Origin of the sequence: Aromatoleum sp. (assembly GCF_032027225.1) — a bacterium.
Classification (GTDB): Bacteria; Pseudomonadota; Gammaproteobacteria; order Burkholderiales; family Rhodocyclaceae; genus Aromatoleum.
The window spans coordinates 135,561-151,471 of sequence record NZ_JAVSMM010000010.1 but is presented as its reverse complement, the minus strand read 5'-3'; the positions used below and the strand labels follow the sequence as shown (position 1 = coordinate 151,471).

At 66.5% G+C, this 15,911-nt stretch carries 13 protein-coding genes, 1 tRNA gene and 1 pseudogene; 2 read left to right on the top strand and 13 right to left on the bottom strand.

The annotated features are described in order from the left end of the window. Nucleotides 1-2: 2 nt before the first annotated feature. From rseP to rpsB, 8 genes are all read right to left on the bottom strand, one after another. Nucleotides 3-1,367 carry an RIP metalloprotease RseP gene (rseP, locus tag ROZ37_RS12865; RefSeq protein ID WP_312659872.1) on the bottom strand — a complete coding sequence of 455 codons (1,365 nt, stop codon included), beginning with the start codon at nucleotides 1,365-1,367 and terminating at the stop codon, nucleotides 3-5. Continuing rightward, on the bottom strand, nucleotides 1,364-2,566 hold the full coding sequence (ispC, locus tag ROZ37_RS12860) for a 1-deoxy-D-xylulose-5-phosphate reductoisomerase (RefSeq protein ID WP_312659871.1): 1,203 nt from the start codon (nucleotides 2,564-2,566) through the stop codon (nucleotides 1,364-1,366). Before ispC ends, rseP begins: the two co-directional genes overlap by 4 nt. A gap of 3 nt (nucleotides 2,567-2,569) precedes the next feature. After that, nucleotides 2,570-3,397 (bottom strand): phosphatidate cytidylyltransferase, encoded by an 828-nt coding sequence (locus ROZ37_RS12855; protein WP_312659870.1) that lies wholly within the window; start codon nucleotides 3,395-3,397, stop codon nucleotides 2,570-2,572. Then, on the bottom strand, nucleotides 3,390-4,208 hold the full coding sequence (gene uppS / locus ROZ37_RS12850) for a polyprenyl diphosphate synthase (protein ID WP_312659869.1): 819 nt from the start codon (nucleotides 4,206-4,208) through the stop codon (nucleotides 3,390-3,392). Before uppS ends, ROZ37_RS12855 begins: the two co-directional genes overlap by 8 nt. A gap of 48 nt (nucleotides 4,209-4,256) precedes the next feature. Continuing rightward, a complete protein-coding gene (gene frr / locus ROZ37_RS12845) occupies nucleotides 4,257-4,814 on the bottom strand; it encodes a ribosome recycling factor (RefSeq protein ID WP_312659900.1) in 558 nt (185 codons plus the stop codon). 10 nt (nucleotides 4,815-4,824) lie between these two features. Continuing rightward, nucleotides 4,825-5,541: a UMP kinase gene (gene pyrH, locus ROZ37_RS12840; RefSeq protein ID WP_312659867.1), complete on the bottom strand. Its 717-nt coding sequence runs from the start codon at nucleotides 5,539-5,541 to the stop codon at nucleotides 4,825-4,827. Nucleotides 5,542-5,551: 10 nt separating this feature from the next. Next, nucleotides 5,552-6,442, bottom strand: coding sequence for a translation elongation factor Ts (gene tsf / locus ROZ37_RS12835; protein WP_312659865.1), 891 nt, complete (start codon nucleotides 6,440-6,442; stop codon nucleotides 5,552-5,554). 96 nt (nucleotides 6,443-6,538) lie between these two features. Next, nucleotides 6,539-7,294 (bottom strand): 30S ribosomal protein S2, encoded by a 756-nt coding sequence (gene rpsB, locus ROZ37_RS12830; RefSeq protein ID WP_312659864.1) that lies wholly within the window; start codon nucleotides 7,292-7,294, stop codon nucleotides 6,539-6,541. A gap of 283 nt (nucleotides 7,295-7,577) precedes the next feature. Between rpsB and map the strand changes: the two genes are divergently transcribed. Both map and ROZ37_RS12820 read left to right on the top strand, forming a co-directional pair. Beyond that, complete coding sequence (gene map, locus ROZ37_RS12825; protein ID WP_312659863.1) at nucleotides 7,578-8,390, top strand: type I methionyl aminopeptidase; 813 nt, start codon at nucleotides 7,578-7,580, stop codon at nucleotides 8,388-8,390. A 4-nt stretch (nucleotides 8,391-8,394) separates the two neighbouring features. Next, nucleotides 8,395-10,983: a [protein-PII] uridylyltransferase gene (locus tag ROZ37_RS12820; RefSeq protein ID WP_312659862.1), complete on the top strand. Its 2,589-nt coding sequence runs from the start codon at nucleotides 8,395-8,397 to the stop codon at nucleotides 10,981-10,983. Between the two features lie 28 nt (nucleotides 10,984-11,011). On the opposite strand, the pseudogene ROZ37_RS12815 reads toward ROZ37_RS12820, so the two are convergent. The 5 genes and pseudogenes from ROZ37_RS12815 to ROZ37_RS12795 form a co-directional block, all read right to left on the bottom strand. Continuing rightward, a pseudogene (locus ROZ37_RS12815) lies at nucleotides 11,012-11,116 on the bottom strand (TIGR00645 family protein); the annotation flags it as partial. Between the two features lie 56 nt (nucleotides 11,117-11,172). Beyond that, nucleotides 11,173-11,257 (bottom strand) — tRNA-Leu (locus ROZ37_RS12810). Nucleotides 11,258-11,368: 111 nt separating this feature from the next. Continuing rightward, nucleotides 11,369-12,409: a carotenoid 1,2-hydratase gene (locus ROZ37_RS12805; RefSeq protein ID WP_312659899.1), complete on the bottom strand. Its 1,041-nt coding sequence runs from the start codon at nucleotides 12,407-12,409 to the stop codon at nucleotides 11,369-11,371. Nucleotides 12,410-12,570: 161 nt separating this feature from the next. Continuing rightward, nucleotides 12,571-15,189, bottom strand: coding sequence for an FtsX-like permease family protein (locus ROZ37_RS12800; RefSeq protein ID WP_409449960.1), 2,619 nt, complete (start codon nucleotides 15,187-15,189; stop codon nucleotides 12,571-12,573). Further along, nucleotides 15,189-15,863 (bottom strand): ABC transporter ATP-binding protein, encoded by a 675-nt coding sequence (locus ROZ37_RS12795; protein ID WP_312659860.1) that lies wholly within the window; start codon nucleotides 15,861-15,863, stop codon nucleotides 15,189-15,191. Before ROZ37_RS12795 ends, ROZ37_RS12800 begins: the two co-directional genes overlap by 1 nt. Between the last annotated feature and the right edge of the window lie 48 nt (nucleotides 15,864-15,911).

Genomic DNA, 15,911 nt, shown 5'->3' with positions numbered 1-15,911 from the left:
ATTCAGCCAGAAATGAGACGGGTTATATCGTTGTAGAAGGCGAATGCCATCAGCATTGCGAGCGCGGCCAGCCCGATCTGCTGACCGATTTCCATCACGCGCTCGGGGATTGGGCCGCCTTTGATAATCTCGATCACATAATACAGCAAATGCCCCCCATCCAGCACCGGGATGGGTAGCAGGTTCAGCACGCCGAGACTGATGCTGATCAGCGCGATGAACTTGAGGTAATGGCTCAATCCGAGCTTCGCCGACTGCCCCGCGTAATCCGCGATCGTCACCGGGCCGGAAAGGTTTTTCCACGACACTTCGCCGACGATCATGCGGCCGATCATCTTCAGGCTCAGCACGCTGGTCTCCCAGGTCTGCCCGATCGCCTTCCCCAGCCCCTCGACCACTCCGTAGCGAACGACCGCGAACATCTCTTCGCGCCCCTCGAGCGGCTCCGCCACAGCGATTCCGACCTTCCCGATCCGCACACCGTCCTCTTCGGCCGCCTCGGGCGTCAATGTCGTTTCGACTCGCACGCCGTTGCGCAGCACGACCGCGGCGAGCGGCTCCCCCGGTGCCGTCCTGACGCGCTCGACAAGGTCGATCCACGACTCGACCGGCCGCCCGTCGAGTGCCACCACCGTATCCCCGACCTGCAGGCCCGCCTTCGCCGCCGCGCCATCGTCGACGATCTTTCCGACGACAGCGGGAATCCGCGGTCGCCAGGGTCGCAGTCCCATCCGTTCGACGAGATCCGACTTGCCGTCGTCGATAGACATGCCCGAGAAATCGAGCGTGCGACGCGCCTCCGAGCCGTCGGCACTGCGCACCTGCACCGTCACTTCGCGCTCTTCGAGTGCGTGGCGGACCAGCGCCCAGCGCAACTCGGGCCAGCTGCGCACCCGTTCACCACTTACCGCGGTCACCAGATCGCCGTCGCGGACTCCGGCCTGCGCGGCGATGCTCGGCCCGTCGATCAGCGCGAGCCGCGGCTTCAACTCCTCCGCTCCGCCGACGAAGAGGCCCCAGTACAGCACGATCGCAAGCAGGAAATTCGCGAGGGGTCCGGCCGCGACGATCGCGAAGCGACGCGATACCGGCTGGCGGTTGAACGCGCGGTGAAGTTCCGACGGGTCGACCGGGCTCTCGCGTTCGTCGAGCATCTTGACGTAGCCGCCGAGGGGAAACGCCGCAAGCGCCCACTCGGTGCGATCGGCGCCCGACGTCCACTTCAGCAGAGGACGGCCGAAACCGATCGAAAATCGCAAGACCTTGACGCCGCAGCCGCGCGCGACGAGGTAATGACCGAGTTCATGCACCAGGATCAGCAGCCCGAGCGCGAGAACGAACGGAATCAGGTATTCGAGAAGATTCATCGGGCCGTCTGGCGTTCGAGGATTGCGCTTCGGGCGATCGCGCGCGCTCGCGCGTCCGTATCAATGACCGCTTCGATGGAATCGACGGAGAGACCCTCCGCGCGATCCATGGAAGCGGAAATCACGTCGGCGATGCAGCGGAAACCGAGGCGTCCGTCGAGAAACGCGCCGACCGCCTCCTCGTTCGCCGCGTTCAACACCGCGGCAGCCGCGCCGCCGACGCGCAGAGCGTCATAGGCGAGCGCAAGGCACGGGAAACGTGCGAAATCCGGGCGCTGGAAGTCGAGCCGCGCGATCTCGAACAGATCGAGCGGACGAACGCCGGAGTCGATCCGATCGGGGTATGCGAGCGCATGAGCGATCGGCGTGCGCATGTCGGGATTGCCGAGCTGCGCAAGGACCGACCCGTCGAAGTAATCGACGAGCGAATGGATGACGCTCTGCGGGTGGACGACGACTTCGATCGCCTCCGGCGCGACGCCGAAAAGCCAGTGAGCCTCGATCACTTCGAGACCCTTGTTCATCATCGTCGCGGAATCAACGGAAATCTTGCGTCCCATGACCCAATTCGGATGCGCGCAAGCCTGCTCGGGCGTCACGCCTTCGAGAGTCTCGACCGCCCATTCGCGGAATGGGCCGCCCGATGCGGTCAGCAGAATGCGCCGGACGCCGCGACTGTTCGCGTCGCGCGCGTAATCGTGCGGCAGCGCCTGGAAAACCGCGTTGTGCTCGCTGTCGATCGGCAGGAGTTTCGCGCCGCTGGCCGCGACGGCGTCCATGAAGAGACGCCCCGACAACACAAGCGCCTCCTTGTTCGCGAGCAGGACGCGTTTTCCGGAACGGGCGGCGGCGAGGGTCGGGACGAGACCGGCGGCACCCACGATCGCCGCCATCACCGCATCGACCTCGGGATGCGCCGCGACCTCGACGAGAGCTGCCGCGCCGGACAGGACGACCGTCCGCGAGCCCTCCATCCCGAGTCGGTGCGAAAGCTGGTCGGCCGCTGCCGGATCGGTGAGCACCGCGAAACGCGGCGAGAAGCGCATGCACAGGTCGAACAGGCGCTCGACCTGGACATTCGCAGTCAGCGCGAACGCTTCGAATCGATCCGGGTGACGCGCGATCACGTCGAGGGTGCTCATTCCGATCGAGCCGGTGGCACCCAGCACCGTCACGCGTTGCAGAAGGGGTTCAGACATTGATCACCGGGTCAGCCAGAGCGCCGCGAGGCCGGCAAGAGGTAGCGTCGACGTGAGGCTGTCGATGCGATCGAGGATGCCGCCGTGACCGGGCAGTATCGTGCCGCTGTCCTTGAGTCCGGCTTGGCGCTTGAGGAGCGATTCGAAGAGGTCGCCGAAGATCCCCACCGCGGTGAACGCCGCGAGCAGCGGAACGAGCAGCGCGATCGGGCCCGCAGCCCGGGCGGACGGCGTACTCGCAATAATGACCGCAAGACCGAAGAGGACGACCCCGGCGACCGCGCCGCCGGCGCCTTCCCAGGTCTTGCCGGGACTGATACTCGGCGCGAGCTTGCGCCGGCCGAATGCGCGGCCGGTGAAATATGCGGCGATGTCGGAAACGAAGATGGCGCCCATCGCAGCGAGCAGGACCCACGGATCGACGAGGCGCAGATGCGCCAGCGCGAGCGCCGGTGGAAGCAACACGATCAGACCGACGACAACCGCAGCCGCGACGCTGCTAAGGCGCCATTTGCGCACGAGCCAGAACGGCACTACAACGAGCCAGAAAAGCGCGCTCGTGACGTAAAGAGGCCAGATTCCCGCGGGGCCGACCGTGAATTCGCTCGCGAGCCCGCTCCTCGCTCCGACGATCACGCACGCCGCGACCATGAGCACCGCGAACACCGCGCGTTGGCCGGAGGAAAATTGCGCGAGACCTCCCCATTCCCATGCTGCCCCGCCGCAGATCAATGCGGCGAATACCAGCCAGCCGAGCGGCGGAAGCAGGAACATTGCGGCGAGCAAGCCGGCCGCAAGGGCCAGCGCGGTCAGAACCCTAGTCTTAAGCATGAGTACCTGGATCTGCCGGCAGCGGATCGGCGTCCGCCTTCCCCGACGCCCGGTCCGCCTGACACAGCTGCTCGCTGGTGCGCCCGAAACGGCGCTCGCGCGTGCGGTACGAGCGGATCGCGTCGTCGAGCGCCGCCTCGTCGAAGTCCGGCCACAGCATGTCGGTGAAGTAAAGCTCCGAATAGGCGAGCTGCCACAGGAGAAAATTGCTGACGCGCTGCTCCCCGCCGGTGCGGATGAACAGATCCGGTTCGGGCCCGTAGTTCAACGACAGCTCCGCGCTCAGCTGCTCCTCGCTGAAACCGCCGCGCTGCTCGGGGTATTTGGCGAGCATCCGATCGACCGCCTGCATGATGTCCCACCGACCGCCGTAGTTCGCAGCGATCGTCAGAGTGAGCTTGTCGTTGTCCGCGGTGCGGGCTTCGGCCTTGCGGATCAGCTCGACCAGCGGCGCGTCGAAGCGGGTGAGGTCACCGACGACACGAAAGCGGATGCCGTTCTCATGCAGCCGGTCGATTTCCTTCTGCAGCGAGCGGATGAACAGCTGCATCAGGAACGAAACCTCGTCCGCCGGCCGGCGCCAGTTTTCGGAGCTGAACGCGAACAGCGTGAGGTAGGAGACGCCGCGTTGAATGCAGCCGCGGATGGCGCTGCGGACCGCTTCCACTCCCCTTCCATGTCCGGCCACCCGGGGCATGAAACGCTTGCGCGCCCATCGCCCGTTGCCGTCCATGATGATCGCAATATGCCGGGGAACTCCCGCTACGTCCGGGATTTCGCAGGTCGAACTGGTGAAGGGTGAGTTCGCCATGATGCGTCTCCCGCGGTTCGTCCGAGTGTGAGGGGCGATCCGGACGGATCAGATCTGCATCAGTTCCTGCTCTTTCTGGGCGAGCAGTTTGTCGATTTCAGCAATGTGCTTGTCGGTGAGTTTCTGGATGTCGTCCTGCGCACGACGTTCGTCATCCTCGGAAATCGACTTGTCCTTGACCGCATCCTTGAGGTGCTGGTTCGCGTCGCGCCGCAGGTTGCGCACCGCGACTTTCGCGTTCTCGCCTTCGTGGCGCACGACCTTCGTCAGATCGCGACGACGCTCTTCGGTCAGCGCGGGCATCGGCACGCGGACGATTTCGCCCTGGTTCGCCGGATTGAGCCCCAGATCGGAGTCGCGGATGGCCTTCTCGATCTTCGCCAACATCGGCTTTTCCCACGCCTGCACACCGATCGTTCGGGCGTCGATCAGCGTCACGTTCGCGACCTGGCTGATCGGAACCATGCTGCCGTAATACTCGACCATGACGTGGTCGAGCAGGCCGGTGTGGGCGCGACCGGTGCGCACCTTCGCGAGGTCCGCCTTGAGCACGTCAATCGACCTCTGCATCTTCTGCTCGGTCGCTTTCTTGAGTTCCGGGATCATCATCGAGTCCTCAGGAATGGACCAACGTACCTTCGTCTTCGCCGAGGACGACGCGCTTGAGCGCGCCCGGCTTGAAGATCGAGAACACGTTGATCGGCAGTTTCTGGTCGCGACACAGCGCAAACGCGGTCGCATCGAGAACCGCGAGATTGCGGCCGATCGCCTCGTCGAAGCTGATGCGATGATAGCGCTTCGCGCTCGGATCCTTCTTCGGGTCCGCGGTATAGACGCCGTCCACCTTGGTCGCCTTCAGCACGATCTGCGCGGCCATTTCCGACCCGCGCAATGCGGCGGCGGTGTCCGTCGTGAAGAACGGGTTGCCGGTGCCGGCGGCGAAGATCACGACGCGCCCTTCTTCCATATGCCGGATCGCCCGGCCGCGGATGTAGGGCTCGACGACCTGGTCGATGCGCAGCGCCGACTGCACGCGTGCTTCGACATCGGCCCGGCGGAACGCGTCGGCGAGCGCCATCGCATTCATCACGGTCGCGAGCATCCCCATGTAATCCGCGGTCGCGCGGTCCATGCCCGATGCTGCGCCCTTCATTCCGCGAAAGATGTTGCCGCCGCCAATGACGACGCCGACCTGCACGCCGAGGCGATTGACCTCGGCGATCTCGGCGACGATGCGGCTGACCACCTCTTCGTTGATGCCGTACGCGTCGTCGCCCATCAGGGCTTCGCCGGACAGTTTCAACATGATGCGCTTGTAGGCGGCGACACTCATCGCGAAATCCTTACTTCTGCGCTGCGGCGGCGGCCTGGGCGGCCACTTCGGCGGCGAAATCGCTCACTTTCTTTTCGATGCCTTCGCCGACGATGTAAAGCACGAAGGTCGCGACCGACGCGTTGCGCGACTTCAGCAACGCCTCGATCGTCTGCTTGTCGTCCTTGACGAAGGGCTGACCGAGCAGCGTGACTTCCTTCAGGTACTTCTGCACCGTGCCTTCGGCGATCTTGTCGAGCATTGCTTCCGGCTTGCCGGCTTCGCGCGCCTTTTCGATCGCGATGCGGCGCTCGGCGTCGATCAGGTCCTGCGACACACCAGAAGCGTCGAGCGACTTCGGCTTCGACGCGGCGATGTGCATCGCGAGGTCCTTCGCGAGCTGCTCGTCGCCACCAACCAGATCTACGAGCACGCCGATCTTCGCGCCGGCGTGGATGTAGCTCGCGACCACGCCCTTCGCATCGATGCGGGTGAAGCGACGAATCGTGACGTTCTCGCCGATCTTGCCGACGAGTGCCGAGCGCACTTCCTCGACCGTCTTGCCGTCGAGCGTCAGCGCGGACAGCGCGGCGACGTCGGCCGGGTTCTGCTTCGCGACGAGCTCGGCGACCTGGCCCGCGAGCGCGATGAAGTCGTCGTTCTTGGCGACGAAATCGGTCTCGCAGTTCAGCTCGACCATCGCGGCAAGCTTGCCGTCGGCCGCGAGGAACGTGCCGACGATGCCTTCGGCGGTGACGCGCGACGCGGCCTTCGACGCCTTGTTACCGAGCTTCACGCGCAGGATCTCTTCGGCCTTGGCCATGTCGCCGGCCGCTTCGGTCAGCGCCTTCTTGCATTCCATCATCGGCGCGTCGGTCTTCTCGCGCAGTTCCTTGACCATGCTTGCGGTGATTTCCGCCATGCTAACTCCTGGATTTCGTATTCGATTCGGTGCCGACAGAACCCGGGACCGACCAGCCGCCGTCATGCGACGGCATCGCCCCGGGCTCCCAGATGCTTATTCCTGCTCGCCGGCGCCTTCTTCTTCGACTTCGACGAATTCATCTCCGCCGGCAGCGACGATTTCCTGCAGCGACTGGCTGCGGCCCTCGAGCACCGCATCGGCGACGCCGCGGGCATACAGACGGATCGCACGGGACGAGTCGTCGTTGCCCGGGATCACGTAGTCGATGCCTTCCGGCGAGTGGTTCGTATCGACGACTGCGACGATGGGGATGCCGAGCTTCTTCGCTTCGGTGATCGCGATCTTGTGGTAGCCCACGTCGATGACGAACAGCGCGTCCGGCAGGCCGCCCATGTCCTTGATACCGCCGATCGACTTCTGCAGCTTGTCCATTTCGCGCGTCGCCATCAGCGCTTCCTTCTTGGACAGGCGCTCGATCGAGCCGTCCTCGACCATCGCTTCCATTTCCTTCAGGCGCTTGATCGACTGCTTGACGGTCTTGAAGTTCGTCAGCATGCCACCGAGCCAGCGCTCATCGACGAACGGCATCCCGGCGCGGCGGGCTTCCTCGGCGACGATTTCGCGCGCCTGGCGCTTCGTGCCGACAAGCATGATCGTGCCGCGGTTGGCCGAAAGCTTGCGAACGAAGCTCATCGCCTCGTTGTACTTGACCATCGTCTTTTCGAGGTTGACGATGTGGATCTTGTTGCGCTGGCCGAAGATGTACGGGGCCATGCGCGGGTTCCAGAAACGGGTCTGGTGGCCAAAGTGGATGCCCGCTTCGAGCATCTGGCGCATCGTGACAGTCATGCAAAACTCCGGATACAAGGGTTGAACCGCCGCCCGACATGGCTGCATGGAAGCAGCCCTAACCGCCGCAGGACTTTCTCGCCCCGCTCCGACGGACCCTTTCGGTGCTCTGCCGGGCGTGTGGATTTTGCCCGCCACCATTGGCAGACAAGCCCGAGATAATAGCAGCTAAGCGAATCGCCGCTCAAGCCGGATCCACGCCCCGGCACCCGGTCCGCATCGATTTGCCGGCGGATGGCGCATGCGCTAGCCTCTGTTCTTTGAAGCCGACCCCGAAGACAACATGAGCATCATCATAAAAACCCCAGAAGAGATCGAGAAAATGCGCGTCGCCTGCCGGCTGGGCGCGGAAGTTCTCGACTACATCACGCCGTTCGTGAAGCCGGGCGTCACCACCGGTGAGCTCGATCGCCTGTGCCACGACTACATGGTGAACGTGCAGCAGACGATTCCGGCGCCGCTGAACTACGCACCCCCGGGCTATCCGCCGTATCCGAAGTCGATCTGCACCTCGGTCAATCACCAGATCTGCCACGGCGTGCCGGGCGACAAGGCGCTGAAGAAGGGCGACATCGTCAATCTCGACATCACGGTCATCAAGGACGGCTTCCACGGGGACACAAGCCGGATGTTCATCGTCGGCGACGCGTCGATCCTCGCGAAGCGCCTGTGCCAGGTGACGTACGAGTGCCTGTGGCTCGGGATCGCCGAAGTCCGACCGGGGGCGCGTCTGGGCGACATCGGAAACGTGATCCAGAAGCACGCCGAAGGCAACGGCTTCTCGGTCGTGCGCGAATTCTGCGGCCACGGCATCGGCACCAAGTTCCACGAGGAGCCGCAGGTGCTCCACTATGGCAAGGCCGGCACCGGCCCGGAATTGAAGCCGGGAATGATCTTCACGATCGAGCCGATGATCAACGCCGGCAAGGCCGCGATCTCCGAATTGCCGGACGGCTGGACGATCGTGACGAAGGACCGCAGCCTGTCGGCTCAGTGGGAGCACACCGTGCTCGTGACCGATACCGGCGTCGAGGTGCTGACCCTTTCGGCCGGAACCCCGCCGCCGCCGGAGTTGGTCGCCGCGCGTTTCGCCTGACACGATGCATCCCGCGCCCGAGCCGGCCGACGCGATCCAGAGCGCGATCGCCGACGCGCGGGAAGACCTCGCTCGCGGACGCGCCCGCATCCGCGCGGCATACGAGGCGCATCCGGCGACGTCGCGGATGCTGCGCGGACGGGCCCATCTCGTAGACGAAGCGATCCTCCGGCTGTGGCGCGCGTGCGCTATGCCCGGCGACATCGCGCTGGTCGCGGTCGGCGGTTATGGCCGAGGAGAACTGTTCCCCTGCTCGGACGTGGATCTGATGATCCTGCTGCCGTCCGCCGCCGACGGTGCGTTGCAGGCGCGGCTGGCGACGCTCGTCGGCGCGCTGTGGGACATCGGCCTCGAGATCGGGCACAGCGTGCGCACGCCCGACGAATGCATCGAAGCCGCCGAGCAGGACATCACGGTGCAGACAAACCTCCTCGAAGCCCGGTTTCTCGACGGCAACCGCGAGCTGTTCGGAGAATTCGTCAAACGCTACCGCGCATCGCTCGACGTCCGGGAGTTCTTCAAGGCGAAGCAGCTCGAGCAGGAACGACGCTACGCGCGCTTTGAAGACACCCCCTACTCGCTCGAGCCGAACTGCAAGGAAAGCCCCGGCGGCCTGCGCGACATGCAGATGCTGGGCTGGATCGCGCGTGCGGCAGGCCTCGGGCGGAACTGGCAGGATCTCGCACGCCGCCGACTGATCACCGGCGCGGAGGCGCGCGATCTGCGCAGCATCGAACGCTTTCTCCAGCACGTGCGCATCCGGCTGCATTACCTCGCCGGTCGCATGGAAGACCGGCTGCTGTTCGACTATCAGGAAAAACTCGCGCACGCGATGGGCTTCGAGGCCACGGCCGCGAAGCGCGCCTCCGAAGTCTTCATGCAGCACTACTACATCAACGCAAAGAAGATCACGCTGACGAACACGATCCTGCTGCAGAACTACGCCGGCGAAATCTTCCCGGCGCGCGGGGGCCCGGCGATCGTCATCAATGAACGTTTCCAGGCGGTGCGCGAACTCCTCGACATGCGCGACGAAGACGTCTTCGAGCGTCACCCGTCGGCCCTGCTCGAATGCTTCCTGATCCTGCAGCAGCGCTCCGAACTCACTGGGATGACGGCGCGCACGCTGCGCGCGCTATGGCTCAACCGCACCCGCATAAACGCCGCGTTCCGCGCCGATCCGAAAAATCGTGCGCTGTTCCTGGAAATCCTGCAGCAGAAGCGCGGCATCGTGCATGAATTCCGGCGGATGAATCAGTACGGCATCCTCAGCGCCTACCTGCCGCCGTGGCGGAGAATCCTCTGCCAGATGCAGCACGACCTCTTTCACGTCTACACCGTCGACCAGCACATCCTGATGGTGCTGCGCAACGTGCGCCGCTTCATGATGGGCGAGCATGCGCATGAATACCCTTTGATGACGCGGCTGATGCTCGGCTTCCACCGCCAGTGGCTGCTCTATGTCGCCGCGCTGTTCCACGATATCGCGAAAGGCCGCGGCGGCGATCATTCACGGCTCGGGATGGGCGAAGCGCGCGAATTCTGCGAGCACCACGGACTCGCACCCGAGGATCGCGATCTCGTCGTGTGGCTCGTCGCGCATCACCTGACGATGTCGCACTACGCGCAGAAGGAAGACACGTCCGATCCCGCCGTCGTCGGGCGCTTCGCCGAAGCAGTGCAAAGCGAGCGCCGGCTCGTCGCGCTCTACCTGCTGACCCACGCCGACATCCGCGGCACCAGCCCGAAAGTCTGGAACGGCTGGAAGGGGAAGCTGCTCGAAGACCTCTTCTTCGCGACGCAGCGGCTACTGCGCGGCGCAACGCCGCAACAGGCGCTCGGCCTCGACGACCGGCAGGAAGACGCGCGCGCGCTGCTCCGATATTACGGTCTGCGCCCGGGCGTCGAAGACGCGTTGTGGGCGCAGCTCGACGCGGTGTATTTCATGCGCCACTCGCCGGAGGAAATCGCCTGGCACAGCCGCACGCTCTACTTCCGCCCGGACGCCGAAGAGCCGGTCGTGAAGGCGCGCGTCGCCGAAGAGGACCACGGCGTCCAGGTCATGGTTTTCACGCGCGACCAGAAGGACCTCTTCGTGCGGCTCACCGGCTTCTTCGGGCGCCTCGGCTTTTCGATCCTCGACGCGAAGGTGCACACGACGCGCCACGGCTACGCGCTCGACAGCTTCATGCTGCAGGATCCGGGCAACGACCCGCATTACCGGGACGTGATCAACCTGATCGAGCACGAGCTCACCGAGCGTCTGAAAAAACCCGGCGCGCCGGACCGTCCCGCCGAGGGGAGGCTGTCGCGCCACGTCAAGCATTTCCCGATCACGCCGCAGGTCAGCCTCGAACCGGACGAATCCGGAAAGCAGTTCATCCTGTCGCTGACCGCCGCCGACCGCCCCGGCCTGCTGTTCGCGGTCGCCGAAGTCCTCGCTCGCAACGAAATCCGGCTGCATACCGCCAAGATCGCGACTCTCGGCGAACGGGTCGAAGACACCTTCCTCGTCAGCGGGGCCGGCCTCACCCGCAACGACGCGCACGTCGTCCGGATCGAACGCGAACTGCTCGAACGCCTCCAGATCTAGCCCGCAGCGCGGAACGCTCCGGCGCCGCTCAGTGCCCCTTGTTCTGCAGCCGGTCCATCGCCGCGTAAAGCAGCCCGGAGATCACGAAGGTCAGGTGAATGCCGACCATCCAGGCGAGATGACGATCTTCGAGAAAAATTCAGGCGGCCCGAATTCTAGCAGCGGACCAACGCCAATCGAATGAACCTGTGGTGCCCAGGAAGGGACTCGAACCCCCACGCCTCGCGGCGCCAGAACCTAAATCTGGTGCGTCTACCAATTCCGCCACCTGGGCACAGCGCGCCGGCGGGATCGACGGAAGTGCGTTCCGTCGAGTGCTGACGCTGGATTGCCCTCTCTTCAAGGGCAGCCACCGTTGCGATGACGCCGCGGATTATACACGGCGTCACATCCGCAGGCGCTCGGCGTATCCCGTCATTTCGAGATAACCCCGTCCGATCTCGCGGCCGTTTTCGAGCAGCCTCACCGCACCTTCCCAGTACACGGCGCCGGTGGAGCGGCGGCTGTCGAGTTCCTGGTCGTCCATCAGCGGCGCGAGCTGCAGACGACGGCCGTCGATGACGAGATTCCAGTCGACCGGATATTCCGCTCCGGTCCGCGGGGAGCGCCAGCGGCGGCCGGGGAGCAATTCGACCTGCTCGGGGGCCAGCGCGCGGGGCTGCCCGTTGCCGGAGGTCAGCGTCCCCGCGGTCCAGATCGGCCGGCCCTGCGCGTCGCGCATCCGAAACGCCATCAGCGAACCGCCAGCGTTCAAGTTGATGCCGATCCAGTCCCAGCCGCGGGCGCCCTCGGGGAGCGTCTCGGTCGACCACTCGTGATCGAGCCACGCGCGACCGCGGACCTCGTGCGCGCGGCCGCGTAAGGTCAGCGTGCCGTCGACTTCGAGCTGCGGGCGGCTGTAGTAATAGCTCGCGTGCTTGGGGTCGGGCGCCTTGCGGCTGAAGCCGCGGTCGCCATTCAGGACGGGCGGGCCGGGCGGGACGAAGCGGAGGTCGAAGCCGAATTCCTCCGCGTCGACGCGTGCCTCGTAGTGGCCGTCCCGCCATTCCAGCGACCAGCCGCGCGTCCACGCACGCGTGCGCCCGCTCTCGGCGCCCGCGAGCGGATCGAGCGCCCGTTCGGCGCGCTCGGCGTGCAACAGGCGGCCTTCGCCTGGGTCGGCAACCGCGGCGTGGGCGAGGATCAGTTGGCGCGGCGCGAAGCGACTCGGATTCTTCTCGCCGACGCGGGTGCGCACGCGGAAGAACGTGACCTGGAAACCGCGTTCGACGCCGTCCTCGTCCGTGAGCCAGCCGGTCACATACCACCATTCGTTGCGGAAAGCGGGATGGGCACCGGTATCGGCCGGAAATTCGAGCACACGCCCTTCGACGACGGGCGGATAAGGCGAAGGCGCGTCGGCAAGCGCGAGAGTGGCCACGGTCATCAGCGCGACAACCGCGGCGAGAAGGCGGGTGGCCAACCGTCGCGGCCGCCTCCGACAGACCTTCCCTGCCCCCTGTCCATACCCGCATTTCCGTTGTACCGGCAGTCCTCGCCCTTTTGCCAGCCTGCCCAGAAGCGCTCCCGCCCGAAAACTTTCCGCCATCACCAATCCTCCCGCACCGCGAGCACCGCGGATTGGCGCATCGCGCGGCGGCCGGCCACGCGAGCGGCAAAGGCCGCGAGCAGGACGAGCGCGACCGCGAACGCAGCGAGCGCGGCCACCGGAACGCGCAGGTCCATGCTCCAGTGAAAGCTCTGGCGATTCACCACCTCGACGAGCACCAGCGCGATCGCGCCACCGGCGGCCAGGCCCACGATGACGCCGACGACGGCGGTGAGCGCGCCTTCGAGCGCGAGCAGGCGGCCGATCTCGGCGCGCGTGACGCCGAGATGGCGGAGCATTCCGAACTCCTTGCGTCGCGCGGTCGCGAGCGCGGCGAAGCTCGTGCTGATGCCGAACAGGCCGATCAGGATCGCGACGGCTTCCATCGCGTAGGTGACGAGAAAGGTGCGGTCGAAGATCGCCAGCGTTCTGGCGCGGATCGCACCCGGCGTCTGGATGTCGATCGTCCTGGCATCCAGTGCGTTAACGAGGGCGGCGCCGACGTCCTCCGCCCGCGCGCCCGCAGCGAGGTGAATCGCGACGTCGTTCGTGCGCTGGTCGCCGGTCAGCGCTCGATAGTCGGCCAACTCGATGACGATCGCGCCGTTCTGCCGCGCATAGTCGCGCCAGATGCCGGCGACGCGAAAGCGGCGTTCGCGGCCGCCAAGCGGCAACGCGACCGCGTCGCCGACGCGCAACCCGAAAAGGTCCGCCATCGCCTCGGAGATCCAGGCCGCGGGATCGCCGGTCATCCCGTATGCCGGCTCGACGTCGCCCGCGACGAGCGGGATACGCGCACCGTCCGCGACCGGACGTGCGATCAGCGTCACCGGCAAATGCGCGTCGTCGAGGCGCAGCGTGTCGAAGCGCACCGGCTGCACTTCGGCGACGCCCGGGATTTCCGCGATGCGGGCGACAGCCTGCGGCGTCAGGAATCCGCTCGCGACCGACGGCGACGCCCGGACGTAAAGGTCCGCGGGAAGCACTTTCGACAGCCAGTCGTCGACCGAGCCGCGGAACGAACTGACCATGATCGCCATCGCGACGGCGAGCGCGACGCTCGCGACGACGCCCGCTCCCGCCACGACCGCCTGTCTGGGCGCGGCGGCGAGCCGGGCGAAACCGAGGCGGACGAGAAATCCGCTGCCCGCACGCGGGACTGCCATCACCAGCCGGACGACGCCGGGAAGCACGAGCACGGCCCCGGCCAGGATCAGCGCGATCGCCACGTAGCCGAACACCGGCACGCCGCCGACCGGCGGCGCGAGACAGGACACTGCGGCCAGCGCAAGGCACGCGAGCGCCGGACGCCAGCGCGGACGGCCGCGGAAGACTTCGGCTTCGTCACCGGAGTGCAGCGCGCGCGCGGGCATCATCCTCGCCGCCTCGCGGGCGGGCATCGCGGCGCCTGCGAGTCCCGCGACGACGCCGAGGCCGAGGTACGCGGCGCTCGCGAGCGGCTCGAAGCGCAGTTGCGGGCGCACGCCCTCGAAGTAACCGGCCCCGAGATCGCCGCCAACGACAGCGAACGCCACCGCGCCGAGGCCGTAGCCGAGCGCGACGCCGAGCGCACCGCCCACCAGACCGAGCGCGCCGCCTTCGGCGAGCAGACCGCGCAGCATCGCGCGACGATCGAGGCCGAGCGCGCGCAGGAACGCGAGCTCCTGGCGCCGCCGCACGACCGACAGCAACTGTGTCGTGAACACGAGGAATCCGCCGGTGAGGAGCGCGATCGCCGCGAGCATCGTGAGGTTCACGCGATACGCGCGCGACAGTCCGGCCGCCTGCGACTCCACCGCGTCAGGCGCGAGCAACTCGACGCCGGGAGGAAGCAATTCGCGCAGCGCGTCCTGGGCCCGGCGCGGATCGACGCCCGGCTCCAGCCTCAGGTCGACGCGCGTGATGCGGCCGATGCGCTCGAACACCTGCTGCGCCGCGCCGATGTCCATCACCGCGAGCCGCTGTCCCACCCCCGCCGCGGGAACGCTTCCGGCGATGCGCAACACCTCTTCACGCGTCCCGACCTGCACCACGAGCGTTTGTCCCGGCGCGAGAGCGAGCGCGGCCCGAGCCGCGGGGCTGAGGAACAGCGCATCCGCGGCGAGCGCTGCAAACGGCGCCGCGCGTTGTTCCGCTCCCGGCGCATGTTCGTCCGCGGTGTCGCCGTCCACATCGGCCTTCCCTTCCCCGTTTCTGGCCGGATCGCGGTTGGCCTCACCAGCCGCGCCCTCGCCCGCCGCCTCCGCCACCGGGGTCAGCGCCGACTGCATCGATGCGGCGCGGAACACGTCGATGCCGAAAATCCGCAGCGTCTCCTGCCGCCCGGGCAGCCGCGCCTCGATCTCCAGCATCGGGCTCGCCTCCGCGATTTCCGGGCGCAGGGCGAGCGCAACGTAGAGACCGTCGTCGAAACCGCCCCGCGGCCCGAGCACCTGCAAGTCTGCCGCCCCGGAAACCCGCCGCATGCCGCGCCCGAATTCGTCCAGCGCAGCGGCGTGGATCAGCTGCACCGCGAGCCCGAGCGCAACCCCGAGCGCGATCGCGACGAGCGACAGCGCAGTCGCGAGCCGCCGGCGACCGAGGCTCGCGAGAAAGATCCGCGCGAGCGCCGGATTCATCATGGAAGCACCTCTGGGTCGAGTCCTGTCGCGGTCAGTCGCAAGATTCGATCAGTCCGAGCGGCGGCGGTGCGCGAATGCGTCACGATGATCCCGCTCGCACCGGCGCTACGGATGCAGTCGAGCAGCAGGTCGAGGATTTCACCTGCGCGCTGCGGATCGAGATTGCCGGTCGGCTCGTCGGCGAGGACCAGCGCCGGCTCATGGACCAGCGCCCGCGCGATCGCGACGCGCTGCAGCTCGCCGCCCGAGAGGTGACGTGGCCAGTCGTCGCCACGGTCGCCGAGCCCGACGCGGGCGAGCATTGCGGTGGCCCGCTGCCGGGCGTCGCGATCGGGACGGTCGAGCAGCCACAGCGGCAACGCGACGTTCTGCGCGACGGTCAGGTGCGGCAGGATGTGGAACGCCTGGAAGACGAAGCCGTAACGTTGCCTGCGCAGTCGCGCGAAGGCATCGTCGTCGAGGTCCGTCAGTTCGACCCCGTCGAGCCGGATGCTTCCCCGGTCCACCGGCTCGAGCCCGGCGATGCAGTTCAGCAAGGTGGACTTTCCGACTCCGGACTCGCCCATGATCGCGACGCATTCGCCGGCGGAAAGCGTCAGTGCGACGTCGCTGAAAAGCGGTCTTGACGCTGTCGTGCCGAAGCCTTTTCCCAGTTCTCGTATCGCCAGCATGTTCAGATGCCCTCGAAGTCCGAAGCCCTGCGCGCGTTACCCGTAGTG